Annotated in this window: 12 protein-coding genes; 6 read left to right on the forward strand and 6 right to left on the reverse strand. The window is 56.4% G+C overall.

What is annotated here, in order from left to right:
• Nucleotides 1–41 precede the first annotated feature (41 nt).
• From wecC to J7557_RS20885, 6 genes are all read right to left on the reverse strand, one after another.
• Nucleotides 42–1,283, reverse strand: coding sequence for a UDP-N-acetyl-D-mannosamine dehydrogenase (wecC, locus tag J7557_RS20860; RefSeq protein ID WP_291422272.1), 1,242 nt, complete (start codon nucleotides 1,281–1,283; stop codon nucleotides 42–44).
• Nucleotides 1,267–2,412 carry a non-hydrolyzing UDP-N-acetylglucosamine 2-epimerase gene (gene wecB, locus J7557_RS20865; RefSeq protein WP_367272921.1) on the reverse strand — a complete coding sequence of 382 codons (1,146 nt, stop codon included), beginning with the start codon at nucleotides 2,410–2,412 and terminating at the stop codon, nucleotides 1,267–1,269. The genes wecC and wecB overlap by 17 nt, the downstream gene beginning before the upstream one ends.
• An 82-nt stretch (nucleotides 2,413–2,494) precedes the next feature.
• Nucleotides 2,495–3,820 (reverse strand): oligosaccharide flippase family protein, encoded by a 1,326-nt coding sequence (locus J7557_RS20870; RefSeq protein WP_291422276.1) that lies wholly within the window; start codon nucleotides 3,818–3,820, stop codon nucleotides 2,495–2,497.
• On the reverse strand, nucleotides 3,817–5,016 hold the full coding sequence (locus J7557_RS20875; RefSeq protein ID WP_291422278.1) for a glycosyltransferase family 4 protein: 1,200 nt from the start codon (nucleotides 5,014–5,016) through the stop codon (nucleotides 3,817–3,819). Before J7557_RS20875 ends, J7557_RS20870 begins: the two co-directional genes overlap by 4 nt.
• Before the next feature lie 69 nt (nucleotides 5,017–5,085).
• Nucleotides 5,086–6,228: a GDP-mannose 4,6-dehydratase gene (gene gmd, locus J7557_RS20880; protein ID WP_291422280.1), complete on the reverse strand. Its 1,143-nt coding sequence runs from the start codon at nucleotides 6,226–6,228 to the stop codon at nucleotides 5,086–5,088.
• Between the two features lie 214 nt (nucleotides 6,229–6,442).
• A complete protein-coding gene (locus J7557_RS20885; RefSeq protein ID WP_291422282.1) occupies nucleotides 6,443–6,922 on the reverse strand; it encodes a MaoC family dehydratase in 480 nt (159 codons plus the stop codon).
• 52 nt (nucleotides 6,923–6,974) lie between these two features.
• Here J7557_RS20885 and J7557_RS20890 point away from each other — a divergent pair, with 52 nt between their 5' ends.
• The 6 genes from J7557_RS20890 (at nucleotide 6,975) to J7557_RS20915 (ending at nucleotide 13,428) form a co-directional block, all read left to right on the forward strand.
• Nucleotides 6,975–7,646, forward strand: coding sequence for an acetyltransferase (locus tag J7557_RS20890; protein ID WP_291422284.1), 672 nt, complete (start codon nucleotides 6,975–6,977; stop codon nucleotides 7,644–7,646).
• 156 nt (nucleotides 7,647–7,802) lie between these two features.
• Nucleotides 7,803–8,039, forward strand: coding sequence for a hypothetical protein (locus J7557_RS20895; protein WP_291422286.1), 237 nt, complete (start codon nucleotides 7,803–7,805; stop codon nucleotides 8,037–8,039).
• Nucleotides 8,036–9,412: a bifunctional 2-polyprenyl-6-hydroxyphenol methylase/3-demethylubiquinol 3-O-methyltransferase UbiG gene (locus J7557_RS20900; RefSeq protein WP_291422288.1), complete on the forward strand. Its 1,377-nt coding sequence runs from the start codon at nucleotides 8,036–8,038 to the stop codon at nucleotides 9,410–9,412. The genes J7557_RS20895 and J7557_RS20900 overlap by 4 nt, the downstream gene beginning before the upstream one ends.
• Entirely contained in the window at nucleotides 9,413–11,149 is a 1,737-nt protein-coding gene (locus tag J7557_RS20905; protein ID WP_291422290.1) for a sulfatase-like hydrolase/transferase, read from the forward strand.
• 278 nt (nucleotides 11,150–11,427) lie between these two features.
• Entirely contained in the window at nucleotides 11,428–11,943 is a 516-nt protein-coding gene (locus J7557_RS20910) for a hypothetical protein (protein WP_291422292.1), read from the forward strand.
• A 660-nt stretch (nucleotides 11,944–12,603) separates the two neighbouring features.
• A complete protein-coding gene (locus J7557_RS20915) occupies nucleotides 12,604–13,428 on the forward strand; it encodes a LexA family transcriptional regulator (RefSeq protein ID WP_291422294.1) in 825 nt (274 codons plus the stop codon).
• The last annotated feature ends 48 nt before the right edge of the window (nucleotides 13,429–13,476 follow it).

Below are 13,476 nucleotides of genomic sequence, written 5' to 3' on the forward strand. Positions count from 1 at the left end.
GGCAAGAGATGCGAGAGGTCCTCGCCGCCTTTGGCATTGCGTTATTGAAGCGCGCCTACCGGATCAATGACAAGCGGATGCTGGCGGATGGCCTCGATCTCCGCTCGGAAGCCTGCATGGTTCACCAGAATTGCGACCACCTTCGCCTGCGCCAGAGCTTCAGAGAGCGAAACCAGTCTGATGCGACCGTTGTAATCGCCAGTTGGGAGCGCTTCAATGTTTGGCTCGACGACCAGAATTTGCGAAAAACCCTGGCCGAGCAGGCCCTCTAAGATTTCGAGCGAAGGGCTTTCCCGCAGATCATCAACGTTCGGCTTGTAAGATAAGCCAAGCAGCGCGATCGCGCTATTCGAGTCTCCTGCCGCATCCGCAATCCTGACTGTAACGCGATGGGTCTTCTCATGGTTTGCGACGCGCGCCGCCCGCATCACCTTGGCGGTATCGGGCGCCCGATTGATGATGAACCACGGATCCACTGGGATGCAGTGTCCGCCCACACCGGCGCCCGGTTGTAGAATGTTGACACGTGGATGTAGATTGGCCGCTTCGATGACCGACCAGACATTGATATCCAACTCCTCGCAAACCATGGAGAGTTCGTTGGCGAAGGCAATGTTCACGTCCCTGAAGGCGTTTTCCGTCAACTTGGACATCTCGGCAACCCGCGCGTGGGACAAGATCATCTCTCCCTTGACGAATTGGGCATAGAGTTCTTCGGCCCGCGATGCGCTTCGCTTGTCCAGACCACCTAAAATGCGCGCGTTTTCCACAAGCTCCCTCAGCGTTGCGCCGGGCAGGATGCGTTCGGGGCAGTAGGCCATCAGAACGTCGGACGCTTCCGGGTGGGTCGATGGGAAAGTCAGGTCCGGTCGCGCCTGTGCGAATAATTGCGCGGCGCGCTCCGTCGTACCGACGGTCGAGGTAGACTCAATGATGACCAGGTCATTTTTCTTCAACACCGGCGCAATCGCTGCGCAAGCCGCATCCACCAGGGTCATGTTGGGGGTGTTGTCTTGATTGACCGGCGTCGGCACGGCAATCATGAAAACATCGGCAGGCTCTGGCGCAACGCTCGCGCGCAATTGTCCGTTCCGAACCATCTGCTGGACGATGCCAGCAAGGTCGTGCTCGGCGATGTGGATCCGCCCCTCATTGACCGTATCGACAACGGCCTTATTGACGTCAACTCCAAGCACCGTGAGACCAGAACGCGCAAGAACCGCTGCCGTGGGGAGGCCGACATAACCCAGACCGATGACGGCAACGTTACGGATTGACTGCATTTCGGAGAAGGTCCTCTGCGATTTTCTTGGATGCGCTACCGTCGCCAAACGGATTGCTGACATGCGCCATGGCCGCATAGGCCTGAGGGTCGTCGAGCAAGAGCGTCGTCTCGCGCACAATTTGCTCGAAGCTGGTGCCGACGAGTTTGGCAACGCCCGCGTCGATGGCCTCGCGGCGCTCGCTCGTCTCGCGCATCACAAGCACCGGCTTGCCAAGGGACGGCGCTTCCTCCTGAACACCACCGGAATCCGTCAGTATGACGGTGGCGCGCCCCATCAGAAAGACAAACTCGTCATAGGCCAATGGCTCAAGCAGGTGCACGTTCGGAACCCCACCCAGAATTCTATTGACCGGTTCACGAACATTGGGATTGAGGTGGACGGGGTAGATGACGGTGGTGTCGGATCTTGATGCTATTTCGCGAATGGCGCGACAAATCGATTCAAAGTTGCCGCCGAAGCTCTCCCGCCGGTGGCCCGTCACCAGAACGATCTTATGTCCCACGCCCAAAGAGCCGAATTTTTCCATCATTCGCGCTTGATCTGCCGAGGTGACGTCTATGCGTTTCTTGACCCATTGCAGCGCGTCGACGACAGGGTTTCCTGTTTGGACGATCCTGCTTGCTTCGACCCCTTCGCGCAACAGATTGCCGGTCGCAACGTCGGTTGGCGTATAATGCCGCCAAGCCAAAAGACCAACGATACGCCGATTGCCTTCCTCGGGCCAGGGGTGCTTCATATTGCCGGTCCTGAGACCCGCTTCGACGTGGCCAACCCTAATGTTACGATAAAAGCCTGCCAAGGCGCCGACCATTGCCGACGTCGTATCGCCCTGAACCAGGATGAGGTCGGGTTTCTTTTCCTCAAGCACGGCGCCTAGCGAGCTCAGTAGAGACGCTGTCAATCCTTCAAGCGACTGCCCATGCTTCATCACATTCAAGTCAATGTCCGGCGTAAGACCGAATACCTGCATGGCCATTTCGGCCATTGAACGATGTTGCCCCGTGAAACACAGAATAGGCTCGATACCTGGAGTTTGCCTAAGCTCCATAACAACCGGCGCCATCTTTATGACTTCCGGACGGGTACCGCACAACACAAGCACGCGCACAGCTATATTTCCATTCATTTTGCCCTGAGTTAGGGCCGTCGCGAAGGTGCCACCATTGGCTGCAAATGAACTCTGATGTCAAGCGCTCGGCAAGGCAATCTCAGCTCTTCCCCAAACCCATGCGACCGCGTCTGTTCACTGAAAAGTCCCGCCAAACCACAAATACCGCAGCGCCGCCAACCAGAACCACCGAAGCCAGACTAGAAACGACACGGGCGTAGGCCCCGCCAAGCGCCGCCTGCTCCGGTACGATCACAACCGCCGTGGTCAGTCCGATCACCACGGCGACGACAAACATTAGAGCCAGAAGCAGGGTTCTGCGCTTGATGATCAGCACGTCCGCAATGATCGACGCGATTCCGAACAGGAAGCATGACACGGCGGTGGGTGCGATTAGCTCGACTCCAGAAAGATACTCGGTGCCAACCATGTTGCTGGCGAAAGCATCGCCGGCAATGACGATAATCGCAGCGATGGCACCGGTTGCCGTCGTCGTTGCCAGGATGACCAATCCCAAAAATCGTAGAGCTTGCCGCTGGTGGCCCTGTTCCCAATGATTGGCCAGCAAAGGAATGAGCGCTGTCGCCGCGATGGCGGTCACGAAGCCGACGATGCGCTCAATCGGCGCGTAATAGGCCGCGTAAATGCCTGCTGCGCTGGCGCTATGCAGATTCTGGACGATGATTTGCGTCCCAAGATTGCTCAGTAAAAACGCCAGATTCATCAGGACCAGCGGAAGACCGAACCTGAGATACTCGGTCGAGTACCCTAGTGCTCTCTCGTTCCACAGCAAGACAACCCGGCTCCACAGGTCGGTGCCGGCCACATGCTCATGCCAGCCGGCGACAAGCAAGAATATACCGTAGGACGCCGCAAAAACGACCACGGACCACGTCACGCCGTTGCCACCGGCAAAGTTCAGAGCCGTATATAACGCGGCCAGCAACAGGATGGATTGACCAGCGCTGAACAGAAGGTACTGACGCGGCTTTCGCGCCGCTATCAGGTGCCCGCAATATATGAGGAAAATGATGCAGAGTACGAAGGCAATAGCGGTGCCCATCCACTGGGTAAAGTCGAGTACCACCAAGTCATAGGCCCAGTTTGCACCTAGGAAAATGACGAACACCACCAGTGACAATCCGAGACAAATTTTCGCCGAAACGACCGATGTTTCGACATAGGAGTGAAGCTCGTTGTTCTTTTCAAAGCGCGCGTAAAACCGTCTTTGGGCCGTCACCAGCCAGGATGTTGCTAGGGACGCGGTTCCCGTAACCAGGGTGAAGACTTGCCAGAACTGTGCATATTGGCTCGGAGCCAGGTTGGAGGTGAGGACCCAGACCGTCGCCACCCAGGCGGTAGCTGCGATGATCCGCGAGGCGGCGTAGACACTGAAATCTGCAGCGAACGCCCGTACGATACTCATTCGGCCAGGACCGAAAAGTAATACTCCCAGCTATATTCATCCAACAGCTTTGCGGATGCAATTACGGTACCGTCTCGACCTTCACGCATGGCCTCCGCAACCGGGCCCTCCAGTGCGTCGCAAATAGTAACGCCAGGTGTTCCGCCCAATTGGCTGTCGGCATCGAATTCCCGGGGCAGGATGATCGGCGTTCCCAGGACAAGGGCCTCAAGTGGCGAAATGTCATAATCGCCAATGTCCATGCTGACGAAAAGGTTCGCGCCTGCCTTAAGTGGCATCATCTCATCGTCCGCCACGCGACCGAGAAAGCGTATGCGATCTGCGCATCCCGAGGCAGCGGCGACCTGTTCGAGGTTTTGCCGCTCCGATCCACCACCGCCCACGACCAGAAGCAAATCATCAATGCCGGACTGCGCGTAAGCTCTAATGATCAGTTCAATGCGCTTCTTGGGTGCCAGCCTGCTGAGTGAAAGAATATACTTCTTGTTCGTCAGACCCAGTTTTTGCAGGACATCGTCGTTTTTCACCGGCGTATCGGCCACGTAACGGCGGTACGCGCCATGGGCGATGGTGGCTTCTTTGCCGTAAAGGAGTTTGGTTTCCCATCCAATCTGCCGGGTAAACACGAAGCGGCGCTGCGCAGACCGCACAGCGAGGAAGCGCACGATGCAGATGAACTCCAGCGCCCATCGATTTACAAAGCTGAGCTTTGGGGCGACTAGGGAGGTCGTGATGCGATATCCCTCGCAAGATTCCACGATCTCCCGAAGGTGCCGGCGAAACACCAGCGAATATTTGGCGTAGTCCTCCGGAAACTGGAACATCTGGCCAAAGATGAGGAAACGATAGGGAATGGCGCTGAAACGGGTCGCCATATAAGCCAGAGCTACATCATATTCGCTCTGAACAAAGACCAGGTCGACGTTATTTTCTTTCAGAACGCGCCGCAGCTTGGGCACGTCCCGCAGCCTCTTAAACGCACGGGCGGCACTTTTCCCCTCGCCCCCGTCGCCTATGACGATGACGTCCCGTTCCTCATACTCGCCGTCGAAGGTTGCCTCGGCACTGTAGGACCATGTTATCAGCAATACGCGATAACCTAGGCTCCGATAGTAAAGGGCACCTTCTTGTATCAACCGCTCACCGCCGCCAACCTGATCCAGGGTTGCGGTGATCCATGCAATAGTCTTGGTCATCGGACACGCCAGTTCAGTTCGGACATCGGGTCCACACGGCAACTTAGAAAGCGCAATCGGCGGCCGGCGTCACGCCCATGCGTTGCGCCAGTCGGCGTAGTCGACCATTTCGCCATTGCGCAACTCGGCGATATCGCAGCTCACCATTTCCGCAACCAGAGTATCGAAGCTGTAATTCGGCTCCCAGCCCAGTAGCTTTTTGGCCTTGGAGGCATCGCCCAAAAGCAGATCGACCTCCGTGGGACGGAAATAGTAGGGATCAATGCGGATGACGGTCTGTCCCACGCTGGGCTGAACATTCTCATCATCGGCGTCGATGAAGGTCGCCAGTCGATCTATGTCCACCGCATCGATAACGCCGCGTTCTTCGACGCCAATTCCGCTGAATACCACTGAAATGCCAACGTGCCGAAATGCGGCGATGATGAACTCACGCACACTGCGAGTTTGGCCGGTCGCAAGCACGAAATCGTCCGGGGTGTCTTGTTGAAGCATCATCCACATGCCGCGGACGTAGTCACGGGCATGCCCCCAGTCGCGTTCCGAATTCAGATTCCCAAGGTACAGCTCTTGCCGCCGGCCGATCACGATCTCAGCGACACCGCGCGTAATCTTTCGGGTAACGAATGTCTCGCCCCGGCGCGGGCTTTCGTGATTGAACAGAATACCGTTGCAGCCAAACATCCCGTACGCTTCGCGATAATTATTCACGATCCAATAGGAATAGAGCTTGGCAACGCCATATGGGCTGCGAGGATAGAAGGGAGTCGTTTCCGATTGCGGCACCTCGGCAACCTTGCCGTAGAGTTCGGACGTTGCCGCATTGTAGAATTTCGTGGAGCGCTGAGCCTCCAAAATCCGCAGCGCCTCGAGCAAGCGCAGCGTTCCTAAACCGTCTACATTGCCGGTTAGCTCCGGCGTCTCGAACGACACGTGAACATGGCTCATTGCACCCAGATTATAGATCTCATCCGGCTGCACCGATTGGACAATCCGGATTAGATTGGTCGCGTCTGAGAGATCACCGTGATGAAGGAATAGCTCCGCCCCGTTGTCGTGCGGGTCTTTATAGAGGTGATCGATTCTGGCAGTGTTGAACGATGAACTGCGTCTCTTGAGACCATGCACCTCGTAACCCTTGCACAGAAGCAACTCCGCCAGGTAGCTACCATCTTGGCCAGTAATGCCCGTAATCAGTGCCTTCTTGTGCATATAGCGGCCTTAAAGAACTAATTTTCCACTGACTTGTCCCCGCGCCTCTATTTGCTACGGCTTCTGATGAACCTACGAAGAGAGCGGTGTGGAAGCTGCCACTCGGGGTGGCGCAGTGACTAGCGAATATTGACCCTTGTTTCAACCCCTATCGATCGGCCCTGCAAGTCGCTCTGCGGCCATAACAAGGTATGCCGTAACTCGTGTTCGACAGCTATGAGCGTGAATCATGTAAATGGGCCTGTACGCCAGAAAGTCGCCGTTTTGCCTGTTCGGTTATGGGGATGACCACCCCCTCCCCCTCGATCAGGCGGCCGCCTGCTTGGTCTTCCACCCACGTCGCTATCGTCGCCTGCCGGCGATCGAGTGCCACCACTTCAGCTATCGCGGTGTATTTTTCGCCGATAAACACCGGCTTGAGGAACTTGACCGTTTGATCCAACCAAAGCGTGCCAAGGCCGGGCATATCCATTCCAAAGATGCCAGAGAACTTTGCGACGGAGATCATGCCATGGGCAATCCGGCGGCCGAAAATCGTGCTCGCCGCATAATCATCGTCGAAATGCACCGGATTGAAGTCGCCCGAAAGCTGGCCAAATGCCAACACGTCTGCATCCGATATGACATAGTCGCGGCGAATCTTTTCACCCAGCTTCAAGTCTGAAACGGTCTTGCAAGCGCGAGGCTTTTCCATCTTACTCTCCGGGCCCAACGGGGTTAGTGACAACAACCAGCAGGAGATTGCAATGGCCTTCGCCATATACGGAACCGGCGGCTTTGCAAGGGAAGTCGCGCCCGTAGTCGCCATGAATTTGCGTCAGAAGGCGCAAGCTACCCCTGTTGCAATTGGCGCGGACATCGTTTTCGTCGACGACGCTGACGTCACCCCTCCGGAGGTGAATGGCTATGCCGTCATAGATTTCGAAGCCCTAAAATCTGAAAACCACAAGCATCGAAAGGTGGTCGTGGCTATTGGAGACGGGGCCGTAAGGCGCAAGATCGAAGAAAGATGCGTCAGCGCGGGGCTCACACTGGCAAGCGTTCAATCAGCAAGTTCAAGGGTGATGGACGACGTGGAAATCGGCGCAGGCGCCATTATCTGCGACCAGGTTATACTCACCTCCAACATCAAAGTCGGAAGGTCGTTTCAGGCGAATCTTTATTCCTATGTCGCGCATGATTGCGTCGTGGGAGACTATGTAACATTTGCCCCACGCGTCAGCGTAAATGGCAACGTGATCATCGGCGACGACGTGTACATTGGTACGGGCGCCATGATTATTCAGGGCACTCCCAGCGAACCGATCAGCATAGGCCATGGGGCAGTTATTGGCATGGGGTCCGTTGTGACCAAATCCGTGCCGGAAAGAACCTTGGTGGTGGGGAACCCCGCGCGCGCGATCAAGACGTTCGACTGAAGAACGTCAGTGGGAGATGCGCTACCATCCCAGTTGGGATGTCGAACAGCGCTATACGGGCCGCAGACGGCGCGTAGCATCCAAAGCTGTTGAATGGCAGATGACGTGAGGTGGCAAAATTCATCAATGTGTTATAATACGATGCTTGACCATTGAATGCCTGAACTGAACGGTGCCCCGATGCCGAAAATACTATTCATAACCTCGATATTGCTCACCGCATTCGCCACCCCCGCCCATGCTTACCTTGATCCAGGTACCGGCAGCATGTTGCTCCAGGCTATTATCGGCGCGGTGGCGGTCGCTGGGGCCACTCTGTCCATGTATTGGCGTCAGCTGCGCGACAAATTCTCGTTCCTGTTAAAGCGGGCACGAGGCCAGGGTAAGAATTGAAACCACTCGCCGCTTCGTTTCGCGATCCGTCTGGCCACATTTACAGCTCGGATGGACGCATTCTTCGGGTCGTAACGCCCACCGGTCTCGACTATTTCTCTCGCTCTCACGGCCTACTGCGCCAGATGGTGGCAGAAGGGAGATTGGTGGACTTCTCCGAGGTTAATGCCGAGGGGCTGGATTTCGAAGATAATATCGGAGTCGTGCTCGAGCATCCGCGTCTCGACTTGCTGTCCATGCCCTATGAATGGTCTTTTTCTCTGCTGAAGGCCGCAGCGCTATTTCACCTCGATTTCCATATGGACCTTCTGGAACAGGGCTTCACTCTGTCAGATGCCTCGGCCTACAATGTACAATTTGTCGGCGTGCGCCCAATCTTCATCGATCACCTGTCCATTCGGCCCTACAGCGAGGGTGAGTTTTGGACGGGGCATCGGCAATTTTGCGAGCAATTTCTCAACCCGCTCCTGCTTCGGAGCTATTTCGACATCGCACACAACGCCTGGTATCGGGGAAATCTGGAAGGAATTCCGCTGTCTGATTTCTCCCGGCTTCTGCCCTGGCACCGCAGGCTATCGTGGCGAGTACTCAGTAACATCGTTTTGCCAGCTCATTTCCAGAAGCGGACCCAAAGCGAAAGAGATGTCCCGGTAGACCTCAGCAGCAGAAGCCTGCCCAAGGCCGGCCTCCTAGCCATGCTCCGCCAGCTCCGCGCTTGGATTGGCTCGCTCAATCCGGCGAACCAGACAGCTACGACCTGGGCCAACTATGCGGCGACGGCGACTTACGATTCCGAGGAAATGGCAGCCAAGAAGCGTTTCGTTAAGAAATTTATCGGCGAAGCCGACGGCGGCACCGTGATAGACCTCGGATGCAATACCGGTGACTATAGCGTTGCGGCGCTGGAGGCAGGGGCATCTTCCGTGGTCGGCTTTGATTTCGATCAGCAGACGCTCGACATCGCCTACCAGCGCGCATTGACAAGCGGTCTCAATTTTCTTCCGCTTTTTCTTGATGCCAGAAACCCCTCGCCTGCCCAAGGTTGGCGCGAAGCAGAGCGCGATGCGTTCTCCACGCGGTTCAAAGCCGATACGGTGTTGGCCTTGGCCTTCGAGCATCATCTAGCCATCGCGCATAATGTGCCGATCGATCAGGTCGTCCACTGGATTACCAAACTGGCTCCCCGCGCGATTATCGAGTTTGTCCCCAAATCGGACCCGACTGTCCAAAAAATGCTGGCCCTGCGTGAAGACATCTTCGCGTCCTATAGCGAGGATGCCTTTGTAGCCGCGCTCAACCAGGTCGGCAGTATCGTAGGGCGCGAAGTGGTCAGCGCAACCGGCCGGACGATATACGCTCTGCAGGCGCGTTGAATGGCCCGCAATCATCTCCTGGTTGCGGGCGCCGCTCTGTTGTTGCCGAGCATCCTTTTTCTCGGCTTTCCGGCCGAGATCGCGAACGCTAACAGCGCGGAAATCGCCTTTTCGCCTTCGGACCTGTTGCCGTTCGTCTGGTGCTTCCTGGCGATCTCTGCCGCATCATATGCGGTGCTTATCGCATTTCCCGGTATCGCAGGCGCAATATTGGCCACTATGGCAGCCCTATCTGCTGCGATTATCACCTGGAACGTGGTCTTTTCGACACTCGGCCCCACCGATGCTTCATGGCGGCCGGCCGGAATAGCGATTGAACTTGGCAGCCTCGCGATGGCGGCTGTTCTCTTTCTCCGCCTACCCAGAACATTGATGCTCAGGGCAGCATGTCTGTTCGGCCTGATGAACTTTGCGGTTACGGCGAGCCAGATGGCAACGCTTCTGACGACACTCACCCCACGCGATGTAGGGGCACAGGTCGAACGTGACTTTCCAGCACCAGTATCAGCACAGGCAAATGTTTATCACATCGTTCTCGACGCCTTTTCCGAGCAGTTTCTGGAAAGCCAGCTGAACAAATATGCAGACCAGTTAGCCGGCTTCACCTTTTATCCGCGCGCTTTCACGCATTACGGGACCACTGATCTGTCGATGCGGGCAGTCTTCAGCGGAACGCTTCATGGTGCCGACTTGGTGGAGTGGGGGGATGCCGCATTTTCGAACGGCCTTCTCAAGTCGCTCAGCGATGCCGGAATACAGCTGACCCAATACCCTTTCTACAACTCCTTCTGCAGCCCCGATGCCATCGTATGCGAGGCAACCCAGGATCATTTCACCAATACAAGACCCGGTTTCGAAAGCTTCAGTTTGATCGACCTTGCCTTTCAAAAAACGATGCCCCCATCAGTCCGCAGCTGGATGCTGACCCTCGGCTCCGAGGATTCAGGGCGGCCCGGTTGGGAACTTGGCTTTTCGGTCTCAAGCTGGATTGAAACCCTCCTCAAAGGCGAGGAGCCAGTCTGGCGGCGAAATATTCAGGCGCAGACGATCCAGACGGTGGATGACTTCATACGAACCGAGCCGCGTTTGGGCGATAGCGGGCGCTACACATATCTGCACGTTATGCTGCCGCACGATCCCCATGTATTCGACCCAGACTGTCGATTTGCGCCCGAGGGGCGGGAGGCGGAGAAATCACAACAACAACGCATTGATGATCAATTCGCCTGTGCAATGTTCCAACTCAACCGTGTCCTTCAAACAATTAAGTCGCTGTCGCGGTTTGACAATGCCCTTATCCTGGTTCACGGCGACCATGGTTCATCCTATACTTGGGCTTGCCCGGCTTGGGACAAGGCTCAGGCTTTTGACGAATCAGTATTGGATGCTGATCGTCATGCCGACGAGACGGAGAACTGGTCAGATCAACAGGTTCGGTGCATTGCCCAGCCTCTATTGCTTGTGAAACGGCCAAATTCGACGATGTTTAAGGTATCAACCGAGTTAGCAAGTCTCGTAGATATTGCGTCGACTATTCTGGACCACTTCGGTTTATCTATGCAAAGCGATGGCTCCTCCCTTCTCATCGACAATCCGCGACGGTGGCCGGTACCAACTTTCTTCGCGACCCAATCTGGCACGCTGCAGCAAATTCAACGTTTTTCACGCTACGAGTTTGACGGGCTAAGTTGGAGGTTCGTTGGAACGACTGTTAACGGTGCTAAAACAAATCAGTAATCGAACAACGAGAGATCGGGGCAGAGCGTGCTTTTCAAACCTCGTGCGTAGCACGTTGGACTGCGACATCGGAGAGGCAGGCGTTTCAAATTTCGAGAGTCTGGCAAAAGCCCATCGGAAATTAGCTTTGCTGGTGCACAGGTGTGCGTTCTTCAATTTGCTTCGATATGATTTGTATTGCGTCAAGATGCTTCATTTTGCTTCAGCGTGCTACAATGGGGATGAGAGGCTGATTAGGCGGGCTGAGAGGATAGTAAAAGGTGGCAAGGCGTACGATCTTGAGCGACGAAGAGCTGGCGACAGGCGCCAAGGCCCTTGCGGACGACCTGCGCATTGGCGAAACCCGCCGACTGAAGCTGGCCAAGGTCATCGACGACCACCTTGCCTGGTTCGACCTAGCTCGGGCACGCGGCCTGGAATGGACAGACATCATCGACCTCCTGTTCCAGGCCGGCGTCACAAGGCCAGACGGGCGCCCCCTCTCGCGGGGGCACCTGTCCTCCCTTGTGTGGCGCAAGCTACAGTCGTCGGATGTTGGTGCCCCGGCGCAGGCCACGGCTCAAGCTCGTCTGGCCGAGCCGCAAGAACTTGGCCGGAAACGTAGCACAGTGGCAGGGATGACCAAGCCCGAGGAAGCTGTGAGCGAGTCGGTCGTGACGGCATCGCCAACCCTCACTCTGAAACCTGCTAAGCAGAACAAGACTAAGCCGGTCGATGGCGATGGCAAATCGTCCGATCGCGACAAGCTCATTGCTTTCATGCGCCGCTCTGCAAGGGTTCGGCGAGACGAATGAGGGGCGACAGTCCCTCGGTTGCGGCAAGAAGCCGATACCAGGACTGATGACGAAAGAGCGAGCACCATCAGCCACTCGAATTGTTGGCCGGATCATAATTGTGACTTCGGGTCGGGCCACCCCGCTCTTTCCGGCCGATCCGCAGGTTTTTCTTCGCAGACTTGGACATGAAATTTCTCCGCGACCGGAAGCGGGCAACCTCTCCCGACCTCTCAACCCGTCACGGGGAAAGCGCCGCCCTCTCACTCGAGGACGGCGTCACAAACCTGGCCGATAGGATGGGGCAGAATGGCTCAGCACCAGTCGGCCAGCCTCTTGGCCTTGCCTTCGAGATCGAGCCGGACATCCAAGCTCTGCCGGCACCGAGCCTCGGCGGTGATGCTGTGAGAAATAGAAGACAGACGAAAGCGGGCCGCCTTCCCTTGCGAGGACGGTTTCGACGATTTTCGTGGTTTGGGCTCTTGAGCATCCGCCCTTGCGCAGGAACGCGCTGCGGCCTTCCTGATCATGGTGACGATTTGCGATGCTGCACCCGTCACCACACCACCTGTCAACCTCCCTTCCTTCTCCTGAGTTTAAATCGGAGAGACCCCACGCAGCACCCGACAAAGTTGAGTCTGACTACGATGTCGTATATTGTCGTTTAAAAGGAGTATGTCGATGTCGGATCAACCGAAGACAGAGAAGACTGCGATCGCCCAACGGGTCGAGCAGCGCATGGAGGACTTGGGGATATCCCAGGCCGAGGTGGCTCGCCGGGGACGGTTCAACAGGGCTTTTATCTCCGACATCATTGTCGGGAGAAAGGTCAAACTCCGGGACAGGAACTACGTTCGACTGGCCCACGCACTCCTGACCACACCTCAATATCTGCGTTTTGGAATACCACCGACCAAGGAGGAAATGGCGCTGCTTGGTGCCGGAGGCTTGCTTCCTCCATCGAGTGCGGAAGGATCTGAACAATCAGCCGAAGATATGGAGGCGATTGCGCGGGCGTTCGATGATTTCAGCCTTGAGCAGTCAAGCCGGATCGAACCGATAGCCGAGGCAAGGCGCACTGTAGGTTGGACCAAAACTCCAGCAATTCCGCTATTTCGCTCCGAAGGCCGATCAGATGGAGCGGCGGTTATCAGAAACCCTGCGGCCCAAATGGTGCAGGGGCCGCACTTCGCAGTGCGAGACTGGTACGCGCTTGCCATAGCCGATGCAACAATGGCGCCCCGCTACGAAGCGGGCGACTATGTTTATGCCGCTCAGGGCAATGACGTACGGGCGAAAGACTATGTTGTCGTGCGTGTCGCGAGCCGCGTCGGCCGAACGCCGGTACAGCTTGCCTATGTTCGCCAATTGCTGCGTCGCACTCCGGACGAAATTGTCGTGCGCCAGCTTTCTCCGAGCATCGAAACTGTCATTCCGCAAGCCACAGTTCTTAGTATCGATCGGATCGTGGTAGCGGGAGAAGTTTTCGGCGGGTCCGATTTTTAACCATGCGTTCAGCATGACTTGAGGAACAGAGGCCCAATGCAGCCATGA

This window comes from Devosia sp., from assembly GCF_017744655.1.
Lineage (GTDB): Bacteria > Pseudomonadota > Alphaproteobacteria > Rhizobiales > Devosiaceae > Devosia.